Raw genomic sequence first — 19,477 nt, 5'->3', positions numbered from 1 at the left:
AGTTTATCGGCTATTCGCTCGCGGGTTGTGTGACGTTTCCTCGCAGCGGCGCTCACGGAGCGGCACGAAGTGATCACACTGAGTGCCGTCACGGGGGGCCCGAGCCGTTCAGCCAGAACGCCCCGTAGGCCGCGGAGCCCGCCGCCAGCAGTCCGAGGGCCAGCCAGGACCACACCGGTCGCGACCGCGCGAGCCCCACCGCCAGGGGCAGCAGCAGCGGATAGGCCGGCAGCATCAGCCGTGGCTTGGACCCGAAGTAGCCCTTGGCGGTCAGCGCGAGCAGCAGCACAGTCCCGCCGTAGACCGCCAGCGGCAGCGGCTGCCCCTGCCGCACCCCGCGGACGTAGAGCCAGATCACCAGCCCGACGCCGACGGCCAGGCCCAGTCCGGCCGCGAACGCGGGCCCCGACAGCTGCTGCCAGACGAAGGAGCCGAACGCGATGCCCCCGTCGAAGCCGTTTCCCCAGCCCTCCTGGACCTCCAGATAGCCGGTGAACGAGCCCTGCCGCGCGCCCACCCACCAGAAGAAGCCGCACCAGCCGAGCGGGGCGAGCAGCACGCCGGGCAGCATTCCCGGGTGCCGGCGCAGCCCCGCACGCAGCCCCGCCCCGCCGGCCCGCTCCCGCCACAGCGTCACCGCCGCGGTGATCCACACGGCCGCCACCACCGCCGCACCCACCGGCCGGGTCAGCCCGGCCAGCGAGGTCAGTACCCCCGCCCACACCCAGCGCCCGGTCAGCACGGCGTACAGACCCCAGGCCGCGAGTGCGGTGAACAGCGACTCCGAGTACGCCATCGACTGCACGATCCCGACCGGCAGCGCGGCCCACAGCGCCGCCAGCGCGACCCCGGCCCGCGGCCCGTGCAGCCGCTCGCCGGTCGCGTACAGCGCCCAGGCCGCACCCAGCGAGGTCAGCCAGGCCACCGCCATCCCCGCGTCGGCGGGCGACAGCGGTGAGAGTGCCGACAGGCCGCGCTCCAGCCAGGGCAGCAGCGGGAAGAAGGCCAGGTTGGAGTGCACATCGCCGCTGGGCAGCGCGACGGTGTAGCCGTAGCCCTGCTCGGCGACCCGGGTGTACCAGAGCGCGTCCCAGCGGGCGGTCAGCAGCGTGTGCCAGCTCTTGCCGTCGGCCGCCGACCAGAGGGCGAGGGCGATGACGCCCAGTGCCCGGATCGCCGCATACGCCAGCAGCGCGGGCACGGCCCGGCGCAGCGCGGCCCGTACGACGGGTCCGTCGCACCGGGTCCGGCCGGGAACGGCGGCGGAGGCAAGATCGTTCATCGGGACGATTATCCAGGTGGCCGAAGAACGACTGCCGACGGTGGGTGGGGGAACGCGCAACGCTGCGATGAGCGTCTCATCGTGAGGTGAGCCACGCGGCACTCTCGGGGACTCGCGTAGTCTGACGTCTTCAACTCGCCCGTGCCGCCGGTTCGCCCGGGGCGTTTTCGCGCCCTGTTCCGTGGCCGCGAGAGCATGACTGGAGGTGCTGCATGTCCGGGACGACCGCGTCCGGCAGTGGACGGACGGCTGGTGTTCCCCGGCTTTCAGGCGGCGGTGCGAACCGCTGGACCGTGCTGATCGTGCTCTGCGTCAGCCTGCTTTTCGTCGCACTGGACACCACGATCCTGTACGTCGCCGTGCCCTCGGTCACCGAGGACCTGCGGCCGGGACCGGTGGAGCTCCTCTGGATCGTCGATGTCTATCCGCTGATCGCGGCCTCGCTGCTGATCCTCTTCGGCACCCTCGGCGACCGCGTCGGCCGCCGCCGCATCCTCCTGCTCGGCTACGGCCTCTTCGGCCTGGCCTCGGCCGCCGCCGCGCTGGCGCCCAATCCGCAGATCCTGATGGTGGCCCGTGCCCTGCTCGGCATCGGCGGCGCCATGATCATGCCGGCCACGCTGTCGATCCTGCGGCAGGTCTTTCCCGACCGGCGTGAGCGCGCGGTCGCCATCGGCGTGTGGAGTGCGGTGGCCGCGGTCGGTGCCGCGGTCGGCCCGGTCCTCGGCGGTTTCCTCGTCGAGAACTTCTGGTGGGGCTCGGTCTTCCTCATCAACATCCCGATGATGGCCGCGATGCTGCTGATAGGGCGATGGCTGCTGCCGGAGTCGCGCGGTGAGCGCAACGGCCCCTGGGACGTGATCGGTGCGATCGTCGCGGCGCTCGGTGTGCTGGGGATCGTCCTCGGCGTCAAGCGGATCGGCAGCGGTGCGGCCGTGGTCGGCCCGACCACGCTGCTGCCCATCGTCCTGGGCGCCCTGCTGCTGATCCTCTTCGTCCGCCGCCAGCGCCGCCGCAAGCACCCGCTGATCGATGTGCGGCTGTTCGCCGCGCCCGGGTTCGGCACCTCCGTCGGCTGCATCGTGCTGGCCATGCTCGCCCTGGTGGGTCTGCAGCTGATCGCCGTTCAGTACCTCCAACTGGTGCTCGGACTGAGCCCTCTGCAGACCGGGCTGCGGATGCTGCCGCTGGTCTTCGCCGCGATGGCCGCCGGCCTCACCGGCTCGAAGATGCTGCAGGCCCTCGGGCCGCGGGCGATGGTCTCCCTCGGCTTCGTGCTGACCGCCGTCGCGGTGCTCTGTCTGACCGCGATGAGCAGTCAGGACAGCCCCTGGCTGCTGTCGCTGGGCTTTGTACTGCTCGGCTTCGGCTTCCAGTCCACGCTGTTCGGTGCCTACGAGTCGATGCTCAGCGAGGCTCCCGCCGAGCAGTCCGGCGGTGCCGCCGCGATCGGGGAGACCTCCTACCAGCTCGGCGCCGGTATCGGTGTGGCACTGCTCGGCAGCGTCATGAACGCCGCCTACGCGCCGGGTCTGAACCACGTCGACGGCGTCCCCGCGCGGGCCTCCGCCTCCGCGGCGCACTCCCTCGGCGAGGCCTACAAGGTCGCCGCCGGCCTGGGCCCGGCCGCCCGTGCCGCACTGCGGGAGGCCGCCCGGGACTCCTTCGTCCGCGGGCTGCACATCACCCTCGTCGCCAGTGCCGTGCTGCTGCTGGTCGGCGCGGGGATCGCGCTGCGGCTGCCGCGCCGGGCGGCGGACTCCACCGAGCGGGCGGAGGCGGACGGGGAGCCTGCCCCGGACGGCGCCGGCCGCGGCAGCAGCGAGCCCGCCCCGGCGAGCTCCGGCCGCTGACCCCCGGCTCTCCTCACCTGCGGCCCGCCCCGCCGCGCGGCGATGACCCTTGCCGCGCGGCATCGCGGGCCGTACCGTCGACAGCGCAAATAACTACCACTGCTAGTTTTTCGCGCTGATCCGCCGGAGGCCCGCCATGTCCGCACAGCCGTCCTCGGAGTCCTCGACGGTCCCGCCGTTCGAACCCGGCGACCCCCTGGGCCTCGACGATCTGCTGACCGACGAGGACCGTGCCGTCCGGGACACCGTCCGCCGGTGGGCCGCCGACCGCGTGCTGCCGCAGATCGCCGACTGGTACGAGCGCGGCGAACTGCCCGGCATCCACGAGCTCGCCCGTGAGCTCGGTTCCCTCGGCGCGCTCGGGATGTCCCTGACCGGCTACGGCTGCGCGGGCGCCTCCGCCGTTCAGTACGGCCTGGCCTGTCTGGAGCTGGAGGCCGCCGACTCCGGGATCCGCTCGCTGGTCTCCGTCCAGGGCTCCCTCGCCATGTACGCGATCTGGCGCTTCGGCTCCGAGGAGCAGAAGCAGCAGTGGCTGCCGCGGATGGCGGCCGGCGAGATCATCGGCTGCTTCGGGCTGACCGAGCCCGACCATGGCTCCGACCCCGCCGCGATGCGGACCCACGCCAAGCGCGACGGGGGAGACTGGGTGCTCACCGGGCGCAAGATGTGGATCACCAATGGCTCGGTGGCCGGTGTCGCGGTCGTCTGGGCCCGGACGGACGACGGCATCCGCGGCTTCCTCGTCCCGGCCGGCACCCCCGGCTTCTCGGCCCCCGAGATCAAGCACAAGTGGTCGCTGCGGGCGTCCGTCACCAGCGAGCTCGTCCTCGACGAGGTACGTCTGCCCGCCGACGCCGTACTCCCCGAGGCCACCGGACTGCGCGGCCCGCTCGGCTGTCTCAGCCACGCCCGCTACGGCATCGTCTGGGGCTCCATGGGGGCCGCGCGCGCCAGTTTCGAGGCGGCGCTGGACTACGCGAAGACACGGGAGCAGTTCGGTAGGCCGATCGGCGGCTTCCAGCTCACCCAGGCCAAGCTCGCCGACATGGCGGTCGAACTGCACAAGGGGATCCTGCTGGCCCACCATCTGGGGCAGCGGATGGACGCGGGGCGGCTGCGCCCCGAGCAGATCAGCTTCGGCAAGCTGAACAACGTACGGGAGGCGATCGAGATCTGCCGTACGGCCCGGACGATTCTCGGTGCCAACGGGATCTCGCTGGAGTACCCCGTCATGCGGCATGCGACCAACCTCGAATCGGTGCTCACCTACGAGGGCACCGTCGAGATGCACCAGCTGGTGCTGGGCAAGGCGCTCACCGGTCTGGACGCCTTCCGGTGAGCGGCCTCGCCCGCTGAGCGGGACGCTGCACCGCCCGGGGGCCGGTCCGCCGGTGGCTTTCGCCGCGGGCCCCCGGACCCCCGGCCGGACACACGCGGGTCGTGCTCAACTCTGGTTGAAGAAACCGCCGTTGCGGTGGCCACGGGCCTCACCGCTGACCACCTTGTAGTCGGCGGGGGTCAGCAGGAACACGCGGGTGGCGACCCGCTCGATCGAACCGCGCAGACCGAAGGTCAGGCCGGCCGCGAAGTCCACCACCCGCTTGGCGTCGGAGGGCTCCATGGACGTCAGATTGACGATGACCGGGACGCCGTCCCGGAACAGCTCGCCGATGCCACGGGCGTCCCGGAAGCTTTCCGGGGTGACCGTGGCGATGCGGGTGCCCTGGTCCTGGGCGGTCTCGTCGGCCACTCGGACCCGGGGGTCGGTGACCCAGGGGCTGTCGCCCGAGTCACCGGCATCGGGTCCCTCGGCGTAGTCGTCGTCGTAGTAGCGCTCGTCATCACTGTCGTCGACGAGGCCAAGCCAGGCACTCGCCTTGCGCACCGATCCCATTGACGCCTCCTCTCACCCGCGGTCTCTGCGTGTCCGCCCCTATCGTCGTTCATGAGGCGGAGGGTGTGCCAAGTGGATAGCCGCCGCACGGGGGGTTCGTGACACATCTGGTGCAAAGAGGGTGGCGCAGCATCAGCCTACGCGCCCCGTAACGAAACTGACAGTACGACGAACATCACGGTCGGTACTCTATCGGGTGACGGGGGCCGGAGACGGCGACATAACGGGGCGGACCCCCGGGTCGGTTCGTGTACGGGACCAGGGCAAATGCCAATGGCCTCGACGGAGGTCCACGGGATAGCCCGATGATCGGGAGACTGACCCATCGGAGGGGTGTTGACGCGGCGTCGGATTCCGACCTGTGTCCACCGGACCCGCTTCCCTCGAAAGTTGCGCAGGCCGATTGTCCGACCATGGCAGCCGGAACCCAGCGTTCCGGGCGTGGTTCACGCCCCCCGGTCGGGGTGCCGGGCGCATAATTCACGCCACGTTTCGCCGCCTTCCCGGATCTGGTGCCGATGGGGTCCGTGGGGCGGCGCATGTAGACGGGCTCACTGTGGACGGCGGGCCGGCGGCCGGGGAGATCCGGCGGAACCGCATCGTCCACCGATCCGTCCAACCCGCGACCGAGGGGGTCAGCGCCGCCCCGGCAGCCGTCAGTGCGGCTGCCGGGGCGGAGTGTTGTGGCGGTGGTGAGATTGCGGCCCTGTGTCGGGCGTGAGACATCCGTGCGGACCTCTTGCGCTGCGGGGGTGGTGCGCTCGACACTCCGCTCAGCGCTTGTCAGGGGCACGTCGAAAATGAACGTGCGGATTCCCGCGTGCCCTTCGGCTGCGCCTCACGGGCTGCCCACCGGCGGCCCCCGATCCCCTCGGAGGAATCAGTGAGGAACGAGCGCACCACCCCCAGCAGCGGCGTAGCGAGACGCGCCCGGCTGATCGCCGTGGCGTCCGGACTGGTGGCCGTCGGTGCCATCGCCATCCCCACCGCCCACGCACAGAACCCCGCCCCCGCACCGACGTTCAGCGCCGACCGGCTCACCGCCGCCGGTAACGCGGTACGTGCCGCGGATGTCCCGGGCACCGCATGGCGGGTCGACAGCGCGACCCGCACCCTGGTCGTCACCGCCGACCGGACGGTCTCCCGGGCCGAGATCGCCACGATCGAGCGGGCCGCGGGCAGCAATGCCGACGCGGTCCGTATCGACCGCATCGCGGGCACCTTCCGCAAGTTCCTCTCCGGCGGCGACGCCGTCTACGCACCCAGCTGGCGCTGCTCGCTCGGCTTCAACGTCCGCAGCGGCAGCACCTACTACTTCCTGACGGCCGGTCACTGCACCGACGGAAACCCGCCGTGGTACACCAACTCCTCGCACACCACGAGCATCGGCCCGACCGCCGGCTCCAGCTTCCCCGGCAACGACTACGGCATCGTGAAGTACACGAACTCCTCCGTGGCGCACGCCGGCACGGTCGGCAGCCAGGACATCACCAGCGCCGGCACCCCGAGCGTCGGCCAGTCGGTCACCCGCCGGGGCTCCACCACCGGCACCCACAGCGGCAAGGTCACCGCACTGAACGCCACGGTCAACTACGGCGGCGGCGACATCGTCTCCGGACTCATCCAGACCACGGTCTGTGCCGAGCCCGGCGACAGCGGCGGTCCCCTCTACTCCGGGACCAAGGCGCTCGGCCTCACCTCCGGCGGCAGCGGTGACTGCACCTCCGGCGGCACCACGTTCTTCCAGCCCGTCACCGAAGCGCTGAGCGCCTACGGCGTGAGCGTCTACTGACGCCGGCCGGCTTGAAGTCCGGACGGACCCGGGATCGCGCGGCCCGGGTCTGTACGGAGGGATCCCTGGAGGGAACGCCGGAGTCGGCTCCGGCGGTATGACGGCCCCCGTCCGCCGGTGGACGGGGGTCCGGCCGTGTGCGCAGCGAGCCTCGACCGCCCTTCAGGCCGGGCATACCATGGTAAGCAGCGTGATTCGGACACGTGCGGCACATCTTCAGGGAGCCGTGATGGTCGAAGAACTGGTGACGGCCGGGGTGGCGGTGGCCTGCGCGGGCACGGTGTATCTCATGGCGGCGGCGCGGGTGGTCAAGCAGTACGAGCGCGGGGTGGTGCTGCGGCTGGGGCGGCTGGTCTCCCAGGTGCGCGAGCCCGGGTTCACCATGATCGTTCCGATCGTCGACCGGATGCGCAAGGTCAACATGCAGATCGTCACGATGCCGGTGCCCGCCCAGGAGGGCATTACCCGCGACAACGTCACGGTGCGGGTCGACGCGGTCGTCTATTTCAAGGTCGTGGACGCCGCCGACGCGGTCATCCGGGTCGAGGACTACCGCTTCGCGGTCTCCCAGATGGCGCAGACCTCGCTGCGGTCGATCATCGGCAAGAGCGAGCTGGACGACCTGCTGTCGAACCGCGAGAAGCTCAACCAGGGCCTGGAGCTGATGATGGACAGCCCGGCCATCGGCTGGGGGGTGACCGTCGACCGGGTGGAGATCAAGGACGTCTCGCTGCCGGAGACGATGAAGCGGTCGATGGCCCGCCAGGCGGAGGCGACCCGTGACCGGCGTGCCCGGGTGATCAACGCCGATGCCGAGCTGCAGGCGTCGAAGAAGCTGGCCGAGGCCGCCCTGGCGATGTCCGACCAGCCCGCGGCGCTGCAACTGCGGCTGCTGCAAACCGTGGTCGCGGTCGCCGCCGAGAAGAACTCCACCCTCGTCCTGCCCTTCCCGGTCGAGCTGCTGCGGTTCCTGGAGCGGTCCGGGCTGCAGGCCCAGGCGCAGACCGCGGCGGCCGAGGCGGAGCGGGACGGCGTTCAGCGGCCGGCCGCCCCGGCGGCGCCCCGCGCGCCGCGTACCGCCGTCGAGCACGGTGCGGAGGCCGAGCTGCCGCCGGAGCTGGCGGACCTCCCGCCGGTGGAGGATCTCCCGTAGACGTCTCCCGTAGACGTCTCTCACGGATGAGGCCCTGAGGCGGGGGTGCCCTTACCTTCCCGATGTCCTGCTGAGCGCCGTATGTACCCGTTGGTGCGGGTACATACGGCGTTTTCTGTGGCCCCGGGGGCGGTTCCCGGCCGGTGTTTTCCGGCCAGCTATAGTCCTCACGCGTTGCCGTCCGCCGAGCGCCCCACGTGCCTGCTGATGTCCGCACTCGGGATCGAGGTGCGCGGATGTCGGTGTGACCTTCGTGTGGCGAATTGGTGAACTCCCGCATATGAGACCGGAACTCGGTCTTGTGCGCGAGTGAGGCGGATGGGAATACTCGGTCCACCTTGGCATGGACGCGCCTCCCCGAGACGCCGCTTCTCGGGGCGGACCTGTGCCAGTCCTGATCCCTCACTCTCCGGGCCCGGGCAACTCCCCACAGTTTCCGGGCTCTTCCCCCCACGGGAGGCTCTGAGTTGAAGCACCGTCGCATACCCAACCGGCGCACCGTCATCGCGGGCGCGGGCGCGCTGGCCCTCGCCGCGACCGCCACCGTCACCCTCGCCAACGCCAACGCTTCCCCGGCTCCCGCCCCCACCCCCACGCTCGCCAAGCTGACCTCCGCGGCGGCGAACACCCTCGCATCCCAGCTCAAGACGGACACCGCCGGTGCGTTCTATGACGCCAAGGCCAAGAAGCTGGTGGTCAACGTCGTGAACAAGGCGGCGGCCAAGGCCGTACGGGCGAAGGGAGCGGAAGCCAGACTCGTCAAGCACACCTTCGCCCAGCTCGACTCGGCCCGGCAGACGCTGAAGTCGAAGGCGACCATCCCCGGCACGTCCTGGGGCATCGACCCGAAGACCAACAAGGTCGTGGTGACCGCCGACCGTACGGTCAAGGGCACCAAGCTGGACCGGCTCACCAAGGTCGCCGAGGGCCTCGGCGACAAGGTCGAGGTCCGCCACAGCAAGGGTGAGTTCAAACCCTTCATCGGCGGCGGCGACGCGATCTGGGGGAGCGGCGCCCGCTGCTCGCTCGGCTTCAACGTCGTCAAGGACGGTCAGCCGCACTTCCTGACCGCCGGCCACTGCGGCAACGAGATCAAGAGCTGGTCCGACAAGCAGGGCGGCTCGGCGATCGCCACCACCGAGGACTCCAAGTTCCCCGGTGACGACTACTCGCTCGCCAAGTACACCGGCGACACCCCGCACCCGAGCGAGGTCGACCTCTACAACGGCAGCACCCAGAAGATCACCAAGGCCGCGGAGGCCACCGTCGGTGAGAAGGTGCAGCGCAGCGGCAGCACCACCCAGGTGCACGACGGCACGGTCAAGGCGCTGAACGCCAGCGTCAACTACCAGGAGGGCACGGTCGAGGGTCTGATCCAGACCGACGTCTGCGCCGAGCCCGGTGACAGCGGTGGCGCGCTCTTCGACGGGGAGGCCGCGCTCGGCCTCACCTCCGGTGGCAGCGGCGACTGCTCCGGCGGCGGCGAAACCTTCTTCCAGCCGGTCACGGAGGCCCTGAAGGCCTACGGCGCGGAAATCGGCTGACCGACCCGCAGGTACGCCCCGCGCAGCCCGGCGTACGGTGCCGGGTCCCGGGCCCGCTCGCGGTCCGGGGCCCCGGCGCCGTCCCACGGTGCTCAGCCGCCCGTGCCCGGGGCCGCCTGCCGGCCGTCGCCCGGCCCGAACGCGGCCAGTGCCTCCTCGGCCGAATGCCGGGCCCGGACATAGGTATCCGCCCATGCGGCCGCCGACGGAGAGTCCGACTCCCGGGCGATCCGGGCACAGGCCGCCTCGTGATCGAAGGCCGTATGCCGCAGTGTGACCGCTCCGCCGCCCGGCCCCAGCAGCGCCCAGTGGGCGCCCGGTCTGCCGTACGGCATTCCGACGCTCCCCGGATTGACCACCAGCCGCCCGTGGGTGAACCGGACGAACGGCATATGGGTGTGCCCGCAGACCACCGTCCGTACGGCATCGGGCACCCCCTCCAGCACCTCCGCCCAGCGCTCGGGACGGGAGTCGACGAGTGCGATCTCGGTGTCGTTGCGCGGGGTGGCGTGACAGAAGAGGACCGGACCCAGCCCGGCCACCTCCAGCGTCGCGGTGGCGGGCAGCGACCCCAGGAAGTCCAGGTCGTCCGGGCCGAGTTGACCAGCCGCCCAGGCGTCCATCGGATCCGCCGGTTCGTCCCCCGTCCCCGGCCGGGCGGCGGCCATCTCGCGGTCGGCGTTGCCCCTGATCCACACCGCCCGGTCGCCGAGGCCGCGCAGCCGCTCCAGGGTCTGGCGGGGGAGCGGCCCGGCGAGCAGATCACCGGTCAGCACGATGCGGTCGGCGGCGCGGACGTCCGGTTCGGAGAGCACCGCCTCCAGTGCCGGCAGTACGGCGTGGATGTCGGAGAGCACGGCGACGCCCGCGCCGGGCGGGCGTACGGAGTTCGGGCCGGCGTCGGTGCCGGTGTCGGTGCCGGTGTCGAGAGCGTTCATGCGCCGACCGTAGGGCCGGTCAACGGCCCACCGCACGCGAGATCCCCGGGCACCGCCGTCCGGCGCCCGGGGATCTGAACCAGTGGTCCGGTCAGAAGTCGAAGACCGAGCCGATGCCGTCGGTCATCGCGCAGGAGTTGGCGAAGGTGTAGGTGTACGAGACCCGCTTGCCCTGCCACACGCCGTCGGCGGTGACCACGAAGGGGTTCCACTCCTTGGTGCACAGCCGGTCCGACGTGGCGGCGGTCACCGCGTTGAAGTCACCGGCCACCGCGCGCAGTTGGGCGCAGGCGGCTTTCGGGTTCGGGTGGCTGCCCCGCGCCCCCGGCATACAGCTGAGCGTCACGGCGCGCTGCACCGTGGCGGTTGCGCGGCTATCGCCCTGGCCGGTCGTCAGCACCAGTTCCGACGAGGCGTAGAGCCCGCCGGTCCGCGTGGGCTGCGCCGGTGCGGCGACGGCGTGCGCGGTGGTGGCGAGCGTGCCCAGAACCAGCGCCGCGCCCAGCGCAACCGCCCCAGTGATGTACCGCATGACGAACACTCCCTTGCTCGAAGGTGCAGATACCGGACGGGAGTCTGGCCCAACCGCACCCCGAAAGCATCCCGAGTGGGCAAGGAGCGATCGCTTTGAGTCGTTAGGTGAAAGCTGAGAGTAATGGCGCGAACCGGCCGGGGGTGGTGCGGGGCGGCCGGGGCGACGCTGTGCGCGGCCAGCGGGGATGTCGCCCCCGGTATGCCCCGGGCAAGGGCCACTCGGCCACGGAACGAAGGGATCCGGCCGCCGACCGGTCGTTCGGGCGGGTTTCGATCTCCGGCGATTGGCCGAAGAGGGGGGCCGGAGGGGCCCTCCGTGCTGCCCGGGGCGCCCGGAGAGGTAAGAACCGGCCGCCCGCCGGTCGCCTTACCGGCCCGGTGTGCCCGTCGCGGAGCCCTCCTGCACCGGCTCCGCCCGCCCGCTGCCGCGACCCTCCCCGCCGCCGCGCCGACCCGGCTTCTGCTCGCCGCCCCGCCCGTTCGCCCCGTTCACGCTGTTTGCCCCGTTCGCCCCGTCCAGTTCCGGCAGGCCCGCCGTCAGGGCCCGCATGGTCCGCACCACCAGCGCGGCGGGCCCCTGCGGTCCGTCCGGTGCCCCGTCGCCCGCCGCCCACTCCTCCACCGCGACCCGCATCGCGGTGTTCGCGGCGGCCGCGGCCAGCCGCGCCGCCGACGGGCTCGCGCCGGTCAGCCGTGCCAGGACCGGCCGCAGTGCCTCCTCGGAGTCGTGGTGCACCCGATGCCAGACCGCGCGCAGCGCCGGATCGCCCGGCATCGCCCGCAGCAGCCCGCGGGTCCAGCGCAGCGCCTCGGCGGCCGGCTCGTCGGCAGGGGTCAGCGCCCGGAGGGCCGTCCGCTCCAGCACCTCGCGTACGGGGAGGGCGTCCGGGGCCGCCGGCGGCGTGGCCAGATCGTCGAGCCACTGCCGCACTCCGGCGGCGAGCAGCGGCGCCACCGCGTCCTCTTTGGTGCGGAAGTAGCGGTAGAAGGTGCGCAGCGCGACCCCTGAGGCGCGTGCGATCTCGTCGGCGGTGACGGCGGCGCCGCGCTCCGCGAACAGGGCCGCCGCGGTACGGGCGATCTCCAGCTGGGTCTCGGCCTTCCGCCGCGCGGTGAGCGAGGGGCGGGGCGGCGGAGTGGGGCGGGGTGCGGTCGGCATGGCGCCAGTTTACGGAGCGCTGTGACATATCGGCATGTCACGCGAGAGTGGCACGACGTGCCATATGCGCGTTAGCGTGCCCGGGTGCCTCAAGAACGGAGCTGGACCATGAACCGCTTTGACGGACGCCGCGCGCTGATCACCGGAGCCGGCTCGGGCATCGGCCAGGCCACCGCCCACCGGATCCTCGCCGAGGGCGGCCGGGTGGTGGCCGCGGACATCGACGCCGCGGGACTGCGGATCACCGCCGACCGGGCCGCCGCGGAGGGGACCGACGGCCGGCTGGAGACCGTGGTGCTGGACGTGGCCGACGAGGCGGCGGTCCGTGCGGGGGTCGCCGCCGCGGTGGCCGGCCTCGGCGGTCTGGACGTCCTGGTCAACGCGGCCGGCATGCTGCGCGCCGCACACACCCACGAGACCGGGCTGGACCTCTTCAACCAGGTCATCTCGGTCAATCTGACCGGCACTTTCCTGATGGTCCGGGAGGCGCTGCCCGCCCTCCTGGAGGGCGAGGCGCCGGTCGTGGTCAACTTCAGCTCCACGTCGGCCTCGTTCGCGCACCCGTACATGTCGGCGTACGCGGCGAGCAAGGGCGGCATCCAGTCCATGACGCATGCCATCGCGAGCGAGTACAGCAAGCGGGGACTGCGCGCGGTGTGTGTGGCGCCGGGCTCCATCGCCAGCGGTATGACCGACGGCCCGGTTCCGGGGCTGCCCGAGGACGCCGATATGACCCTGTTCACCAAGCTCTTTCCGGCCATCGGGGAAGGCTTCGCCGGCCCGGAGACGGTCGCCGGGGTCATCGCGATGCTCGCCTCGTACGACGGCGCGTTCATCACCGGTACGGAGGTCCGGATCGACGGCGGCACGCATATGTGAGCCAGGGGCGGGTGGGGGCATGCCCGGCCGGGCGTACCCCCACCCGGTGCGCCCGGCCGGGCGCGGGTGGTCAGGCGCCATGGCGTCCGGCGTGGACGGCCTCACGCCTGCCCGGTTTCGAAGCGGCTCACCTTCCCGTCCTCCACGGTGAACCGCCAGTGTGTCCGCATTTCGCCCCAGGTGTCGTTGCGGTAGTCCGCCACGAGGGACCGGCCGTCGTCCGACTCGGACCGCACCTCCAGGTGTCCGCGGGTGGCGAAGATCTCCCGCCCGCACCATTCGCGCAGATCCCGGTCGGACCCGTTGTCGGACATCGTGGCGCCGGGGGTGAGGGCGTCGTAGAACGCCTGCTCGTCGTGGTGGTTGAGGGCCGTGACCAGGGCACGTACCGCGGGGTCGGAGAGCCGGTTGGCGGGGAGGGTCATGAGGGGGTCTCGCCCTTCTTGCGGAAGATCGAAAGAGTCAGGGTGAGCAGGGTGCCGCCCACCGCCCAGGCGGCGAGCACCAGGACCGGGCCGGTGATCGCGTTGCCGTGGAAGTAGGCGAGGGAGCGTGCCGCCCAGGTGCCCGCGCCCGGTGGGAGGGCGGGGCCGATGGCGCGCCAGAACGGGGGCAGCAGCGGATAGGGGTAGGCGCCGCCCGCGCTCGGATTGCCGAGGATGACGATCAGCAGGATCGCCAGGCCGATGCCGAGGATGCCCAGCAGGGCCTGGCAGGCCAGGGTGGTGGCGCCCACCGCGAAGACGACCAGGGCGCCCAGCCCCCACAGCCCGAAGAAGGTGCCGGGCAGCGCGCCGAGCACCGGCCCGACGACGATCGCGCCGGCCAGCCCGGCGGCGATGGCGTACACCGCGAGCGCGGCCAGCCGGATGACCGCCCGGTGTCCGTTCGAGGGGCGCGCCCCGGCGCTGATCGCGAGGATCGCGGCACACAGATAGCCGCCGACGCACCAGCCGACGACGAGGTAGAAGGACGACAGGCTGCGGCTGTCGCCCGGGGAGGCGGGGGTCACCTCGACCGTGCGTACGGTGCGGTGTTCGGCCTTCTCGGCCGAGCGGACGACCAGTTCGACCGCCTGGGCGAGGGAGGCGCCGCCGCCACTGGCGACCAGCAGCCGGTCGGTGCTGCCATGCGGGCTGACGATCAGTGCGCCGTCGATCGTCCGGTCCGCGATCTGCTGCCGGGCGGCCCGTTCGGAGGGCAGCGCGCGTGGGTCCAGGGGAGAGCCGGGCAGCCGGTCCAGTTTGCCCACCAGCTGCCCCCTGGTCTGCGCGGGGGCGACGACGCCGAGCGGCATATCGGTCGGCTCGGGGTGGTGGAAGGCGCCGGTGTACGACGTGATGAACGCGATCATCAGCCCCAGGACGCCGAGCACCAGCAGCGAGGCATGGGGCGTCACCGCGCTCTTCACCTCCCCGAGGAAGGTGGTGCGGGTGCCGTCGTCCGTCGTGGCCATGACTCGCTCCTCGCCGCACTTCGGCTGCCGGTCCGGTGCTTTTGTTCCTACATCTCCCGGTGTTCCCACATCTTCCGGTTGGTGGCGGAGGTGTGCAGATCGGTGGGGCTGATCGGTGGATCGGCGAGCGGCCCTCCGGCATGTGTTCGTACGAATGTTCGATGCGCGGGTTATGGTGGAGAGGAGGAACGGGGGACACAGGGTCAGCCGGGGGGCGGATGAGGTGCAGGAGGTGCGGATGCCCGGGTTCACGCATCTGCACACCGCTTCGGGGTTCTCCCTGCGCTACGGCGCCTCCCATCCGGAGCGGCTCGCCGAGCGCGCCGCCGAGCGCGGCATGGACGCCCTCGCACTGACCGACCGGGACGGGCTCTCCGGGGCCGTACGGTTCGCCAAGGCCGCGGCCGAAGCCGGTGTCCGCCCCCTGTTCGGCAGCGAACTCGCCGTGGCGGAGCGCGAGTCGGCGCCCACCCCCACCGCCCGCCGCCGCACCCCGGTGCGCGGTGGCGCCTTCCTCGACGAGTCCGCTGCCCGCGCCGTCTTCCTGGCCCGCGACGGAGCGGCCGGCTGGGCCGCCCTGTGCCGTCTGGTCTCGGCCGCCCACGCCGGACAGGGGGAGCAGCCCGTCCTCCCGTGGAGCGCCCTGGAATCCGCCACGGACGGACTGGCCGTGCTGCTCGGACCGGACTCCGAGGTCGGCCGGGCGCTGGCCGCCGGCCGCCCGGACCGCGCCGCCAGGCTCCTCGCCCCCTGGCGCGAGCTGTACGGCGAGGCGCTGCGCCTGGAGGTCGTCGACCACGGCCGGCCCGGCAGCGGCCCGGGCTCCCCGCGGCTGGCCGCCCGTACCCTCGGCTTCGCCGTCGACCAGGGCGTCCACGCGGTCCTGACCAACGCGGTCCGCTATGCCGACCCCGGCCAGGGCCCGGTCGCCGACGTCCTGGACTCTGCCCGCCGTCTGGTGCCGGTGGACCGGCACCGGCCCGAGGCCCGGGACAGCGGGGAGCGCTGGCTCAAGGACGGCGCCACGATGAGCCACACCGCCGAGCGGATCGCCGAAGCGGCCGGTTTCCGGCGCGGCCTGGCCCACCGGCTGCTCGCCATGACCGAGGAGACCGCCGGGGAGTGCCTGGTCGACCCGCAGGACGACATCGGACTCGGCCGTATCCACTTCCCCGAGCCGCGGCTGGTCGGCGCGGGCCACCGCACCGCCGCCCGGGTGCTGCGCTCGCGCTGCGCCGCCGGGATGGTGCTGCGCGGCTACGACCACGACCGTGAACGCTGGACGCGGCTGCACGACGAGCTGCGTACGATCGAACGGCTCGGCTACCCCTCGTACTTCCTGACGGTCGCTCAAGTCGTGGACGACATACGGGAGATGGGTGTCCGGGTGGCGGCCCGCGGGTCCGGCGCCGGGTCCCTGGTCAACCACCTCCTGGGGATCGCGCACGCCGATCCGGTCGAGCACGGGCTGCTGATGGAGCGCTTTCTGTCCGAGCGGCGGGCGGCGCTGCCGGACATCGACATCGACGTCGAGTCCGCGCGCCGGCTGGAGGTCTACCGCGCGATCTTCGACCGGTTCGGCGCGGAGCGGGTCGCCACCGTCTCGATGCCCGAGACCTATCGCGTCCGGCACGCCGTACGGGATGTGGGTGCCGCCCTGGGCATGGACCCGGCGCAGGTGGACCGGCTGGCCAAGGCCTTCCCGCACATCCGCGCCCGGGACGCGCGGGCGGCGCTGGCCGAGCTGCCGGAGCTGCGCGGGGTGCGGGAGGCCGGTGGCGAGCAGCTGTGGCCGCTGGTCGAGGCGCTGGACGCGCTGCCGCGCGGCATCGCCATGCACCCGTGCGGGGTGCTGCTCTCCGACGCCACGCTGCTGGACCGTACGCCTGTCGTGCCCACCAGCGGCGAGGTCCCCCATCGCCTTAAGGGCATGGGAGGTGCCCCCATCGCCATGTCCCAGTTCGACAAGGAGGACGTGGAGGACCTGGGGCTGCTCAAGCTCGATGTGCTGGGCGTGCGGATGCAGTCCGCGATGGCGCATGCGGTCGCCGAGATCGGCCGGGCCACGGGGCGCCGGATCGATCTCGACGACCCCGCACAGGTGCCGCCCGGGGACCCCGCCACCTACGACCTGATCCGCTCGACCGAGACGCTCGGCTGCTTCCAGATCGAGTCGCCGGGCCAGCGCGACCTGGTCGGGCGGCTGCAGCCCGCCACCTTCCATGACCTGGTCGTCGACATCTCCCTCTTCCGTCCCGGGCCGGTCGCCGCCGATATGGTGCGGCCCTTCATCGAGGCCCGGCACGGCCGCAGGGCGGTCCGCTATCCGCACCCCGACCTGGAGGAGCCGCTGCGCGAGACCTACGGGGTGGTGGTGTTCCACGAGCAGATCATCGAGCTGCTGCGGATCATGACGGGCTGCGGGCGGGACGAGGGCGACGAGAAGCGGCGCGCGCTGTCGCATCCGGAGCTGCAGGGCCGGGTGCGCGCCTGGTTCGCGCAGTGCGCCGAGCGGCGCGGATACGCGCCCGAAGTGATCGCGCGCACCTGGGAGATCGTCGAGGCCTTCGGCTCGTACGGCTTCTGCAAGGCGCACGCGGTGGCCTTCGCGGTGCCCACGTACCAGTCCGCCTGGCTCAAGGCGCACCATCCCGCGGCCTTCTACGCCGGGCTGCTCACCCACGACCCGGGGATGTATCCGAAGCGGCTGCTGCTCGCGGACGCGCGGCGGCGTGGGGTGCCGGTGCTCCCGCTGGATGTGAACCGGTCGGCACTCGCTCATCGAATCGAACTGGTGTCCGGCGTGGGCTCCCGCGGCGACGGTGCGGGGGACCGCTCCGCGGTCTGGGGGCTGCGGCTCGCGTTCTGCGATGTGCACGGGATGAGCGAGGCCGAGGCGCAGCGGATCGAGGCCGGGCAGCCCTATCACTCGCTGCAGGACCTGTGGCAGCGGGCCAGGCCGGACCGTCCGGTGGCCGAACGCCTCGCCCGGGTGGGCGCGCTGGACGCCTTCGGGGCGAACCGGCGGGACCTGCTGCTGTACATCGCCGAGCTGCACCACCACGGACGGCGGGCGCCCGGCGGCCAGCTGACACTGCCCGGCCGGACCCTCGACGGTGCGGGCACGGAACCGGTCGATCCGGTCGAGCCGGCCGGGCTGCCCGACCTCAGCGAGGTCGAACGGCTCAGCGCCGAGCTGGGCGTCCTCGGCATGGACGCCTCCCGTCATCTGATGGCCGACCACCGGGAGTTCCTCGCGGAGCTGGGCGCGCTGCCGGCCCGGCTGCTGCGCAGCGCCCGGCACGGCGAGACGGTGCTGGTCGCCGGGGCCAAGGCGGCCACCCAGACACCGCCGATCCGCTCCGGCCGCCGGGTCATCTTCACCACCCTGGACGACAGCACGGGGCTGGTCGACTGCGCCTTCTTCGACGACAGCCATGCGGCCTGTGCCCACACGGTCTTCCACTCCTGGCTGCTGCTGGTGCGCGGTACGGTCCAGCGGCGCGGTCCGCGCAGCTTCAGCGTGGTCGGTGCCGCCGCCTGGAACCTCGCCGAGCTGGCCGAACTGCGCCGCGAGGGCGGGCTGGAGGCGGTCGCCGCCCGGCTCGCGGCGGTGCCGGACCCGGGGACGGCCGGGGCGGGCACCCCGGAGGCGGAGCCGGACGCGCCGGCGGCGGAACCGGGCCAGGGGCCCGGCGAGGAGTCCGGGACGGACCGGGAGCCCGAGCCGGCCGCCGCCCCGGGCCGCACCATCCGGCTGGAGACCGGCTACGAGCTGCACCCGTGGGCCGACCTTCAGCCTCCCGGTGAACGTGCCGCCACCGGACGCAAGTTGTGGCACTCCAGCCCGGGGAGTGCGGGATGACCCCCGCGCCGGGACAGCCCGCCGCCCCGCCGGATCCCCCCGGTGCCCCGCGGCAGCCGAGCATGCTCCATGTGCGGTTCCGGACCACCGGCGGTACCCCCGTGAGCGCCGGGTGTTACGAGCAACTGCTGGGCCTGCTGGGGCAGTTCACCCCGGCGGTCGAGGCGCTGCCGCCGGACGCCGCGCTGGCGGATGTACGCGGTGCGCTGCGCTACTTCGACCGGGACGCGGCGGGCATCGCCGAACTGGTGCGGCTGCGCGCCCTGGCCTGGCACGGCGTACGGTGCACGATCGGGATCGGCGTCAACCCGCTGCTCGCCCGGATGGCGGCCCAGGGGGCGGCACCCGGGGAGATCCGGGCCGTCCCCGGTGACGCCGGAACCGTCGCCGCGTTCCTCGACCGCCGGCCGGCCTCGGCGCTGCACGGCGTCGGCCCGGCGGCCGCCCGCGCCCTGTGTGCGTACGGGCTCGACAGCGTCGGCCGGATCGCCGCCGCACCGCCCGCGACTCTGCAGCGGATCCTCGGCGCCAGGACGGGCCGGATCGTGTACGAGCGGGCCCGCGGTATCGACCCGACGCCGGTGACGCCCAACGCGGCGGCCCGCTCGATGGGTACCGAACACCGCTTTGTCCACGACGAGTTGGACCCGGCCAGGCGCCGCCGCGCACTGCTCTCGCTCGCCGACGACCTCGGGGCCCGGATGCGCGCGAGCGGGCAGGTGGCCCGCGCGCTCACCCTCACCGTCCGCTATGCCGACCGCTCCACCACCACCCGCACCCGGCGGCTGGACGGGCCGACCGCGCACGGGCCCGCGCTGACCGAGGCGGCCTATGCGCTGCACACGGCGCTCGGGCTGCAGCGGGCACGGGTACGGTCCGTGGCGCTGCGCGCGGAGGATCTGTGCCGCGCCGAACGCGCCGCACGGCAGCTGACCTTCGACCCGTCCGACGACAAGGCGCACCGCATCGAGGCCGCCGTCGACCGGGCCAGGGCACGCTTCGGGACCGGGAGCGTACGGCCCGCGGCGACCCTCGGCCGGACCCCGCCACCCCCGGGCACGAAGCCCCTCGGCCCCGGAGCCAACCGGCCTTAGGGCCTGCCTTCCGGATCAGTCCGGCCGGGAT

Annotated in this window: 15 protein-coding genes; 8 read left to right on the top strand and 7 right to left on the bottom strand. The window is 72.7% G+C overall.

Annotated features, from left to right (window positions below):
* Positions 1-88: 88 nt before the first annotated feature.
* Positions 89-1,282, bottom strand: coding sequence for a hypothetical protein (locus AB0C46_RS36620; RefSeq protein WP_362833379.1), 1,194 nt, complete (start codon positions 1,280-1,282; stop codon positions 89-91).
* Positions 1,283-1,494: 212 nt separating this feature from the next.
* Between AB0C46_RS36620 and AB0C46_RS36615 the strand changes: the two genes are divergently transcribed.
* Positions 1,495-3,135: an MFS transporter gene (locus AB0C46_RS36615; protein WP_362833378.1), complete on the top strand. Its 1,641-nt coding sequence runs from the start codon at positions 1,495-1,497 to the stop codon at positions 3,133-3,135.
* A gap of 136 nt (positions 3,136-3,271) precedes the next feature.
* Complete coding sequence (locus tag AB0C46_RS36610) at positions 3,272-4,477, top strand: acyl-CoA dehydrogenase family protein (RefSeq protein ID WP_362833377.1); 1,206 nt, start codon at positions 3,272-3,274, stop codon at positions 4,475-4,477.
* Positions 4,478-4,582: 105 nt separating this feature from the next.
* Here the strand turns inward: AB0C46_RS36610 and sepF are convergent, their stop codons facing one another.
* Complete coding sequence (sepF, locus tag AB0C46_RS36605; RefSeq protein ID WP_362833376.1) at positions 4,583-5,032, bottom strand: cell division protein SepF; 450 nt, start codon at positions 5,030-5,032, stop codon at positions 4,583-4,585.
* Positions 5,033-5,915: 883 nt separating this feature from the next.
* Here sepF and AB0C46_RS36600 point away from each other — a divergent pair.
* The 3 genes from AB0C46_RS36600 to AB0C46_RS36590 all read left to right on the top strand — a co-directional run bounded on the left by AB0C46_RS36600 (position 5,916) and on the right by AB0C46_RS36590 (position 9,521).
* A complete protein-coding gene (locus AB0C46_RS36600) occupies positions 5,916-6,824 on the top strand; it encodes a S1 family peptidase (RefSeq protein ID WP_362833375.1) in 909 nt (302 codons plus the stop codon).
* 229 nt (positions 6,825-7,053) lie between these two features.
* Positions 7,054-7,977, top strand: a complete 924-nt coding sequence (locus tag AB0C46_RS36595; protein WP_362833374.1) for a slipin family protein — start codon at positions 7,054-7,056, stop codon at positions 7,975-7,977.
* A gap of 467 nt (positions 7,978-8,444) precedes the next feature.
* Positions 8,445-9,521 (top strand): S1 family peptidase, encoded by a 1,077-nt coding sequence (locus tag AB0C46_RS36590; protein WP_362833373.1) that lies wholly within the window; start codon positions 8,445-8,447, stop codon positions 9,519-9,521.
* A gap of 92 nt (positions 9,522-9,613) precedes the next feature.
* Here AB0C46_RS36590 and AB0C46_RS36585 read toward each other — a convergent pair whose 3' ends face one another.
* The 3 genes from AB0C46_RS36585 to AB0C46_RS36575 form a co-directional block, all read right to left on the bottom strand.
* Positions 9,614-10,459 (bottom strand): metallophosphoesterase family protein, encoded by an 846-nt coding sequence (locus tag AB0C46_RS36585; protein ID WP_362833371.1) that lies wholly within the window; start codon positions 10,457-10,459, stop codon positions 9,614-9,616.
* Between the two features lie 91 nt (positions 10,460-10,550).
* A complete protein-coding gene (locus tag AB0C46_RS36580; RefSeq protein ID WP_362833370.1) occupies positions 10,551-10,991 on the bottom strand; it encodes a subtilase-type protease inhibitor in 441 nt (146 codons plus the stop codon).
* Between the two features lie 369 nt (positions 10,992-11,360).
* Entirely contained in the window at positions 11,361-12,152 is a 792-nt protein-coding gene (locus AB0C46_RS36575; RefSeq protein WP_362833368.1) for a TetR family transcriptional regulator, read from the bottom strand.
* A gap of 108 nt (positions 12,153-12,260) precedes the next feature.
* Between AB0C46_RS36575 and AB0C46_RS36570 the strand changes: the two genes are divergently transcribed.
* Entirely contained in the window at positions 12,261-13,031 is a 771-nt protein-coding gene (locus AB0C46_RS36570) for an SDR family oxidoreductase (protein ID WP_362833366.1), read from the top strand.
* 101 nt (positions 13,032-13,132) lie between these two features.
* Here AB0C46_RS36570 and AB0C46_RS36565 read toward each other — a convergent pair whose 3' ends face one another.
* Both AB0C46_RS36565 and AB0C46_RS36560 read right to left on the bottom strand, forming a co-directional pair.
* A complete protein-coding gene (locus tag AB0C46_RS36565; RefSeq protein WP_362833364.1) occupies positions 13,133-13,456 on the bottom strand; it encodes a nuclear transport factor 2 family protein in 324 nt (107 codons plus the stop codon).
* Entirely contained in the window at positions 13,453-14,487 is a 1,035-nt protein-coding gene (locus AB0C46_RS36560; RefSeq protein WP_362833362.1) for a DUF3533 domain-containing protein, read from the bottom strand. Before AB0C46_RS36560 ends, AB0C46_RS36565 begins: the two co-directional genes overlap by 4 nt.
* A gap of 238 nt (positions 14,488-14,725) precedes the next feature.
* On the opposite strand from AB0C46_RS36560, the gene dnaE reads away from it, so the two are divergent.
* Both dnaE and AB0C46_RS36550 read left to right on the top strand, forming a co-directional pair.
* Positions 14,726-18,352: a DNA polymerase III subunit alpha gene (dnaE, locus tag AB0C46_RS36555; protein WP_362833360.1), complete on the top strand. Its 3,627-nt coding sequence runs from the start codon at positions 14,726-14,728 to the stop codon at positions 18,350-18,352.
* On the top strand, positions 18,349-19,446 hold the full coding sequence (locus AB0C46_RS36550; protein ID WP_362833359.1) for a hypothetical protein: 1,098 nt from the start codon (positions 18,349-18,351) through the stop codon (positions 19,444-19,446). The genes dnaE and AB0C46_RS36550 overlap by 4 nt, the downstream gene beginning before the upstream one ends.
* Positions 19,447-19,477 lie beyond the last annotated feature (31 nt).

Origin of the sequence: Streptomyces sp. NPDC048637, from assembly GCF_040650675.1 — a bacterium.
Taxonomy (GTDB): Bacteria; Actinomycetota; Actinomycetes; order Streptomycetales; family Streptomycetaceae; genus Streptomyces.
The sequence above is the reverse complement of the archived record's forward strand: the minus strand, read 5'-3'. Positions and strand labels throughout refer to the sequence as shown.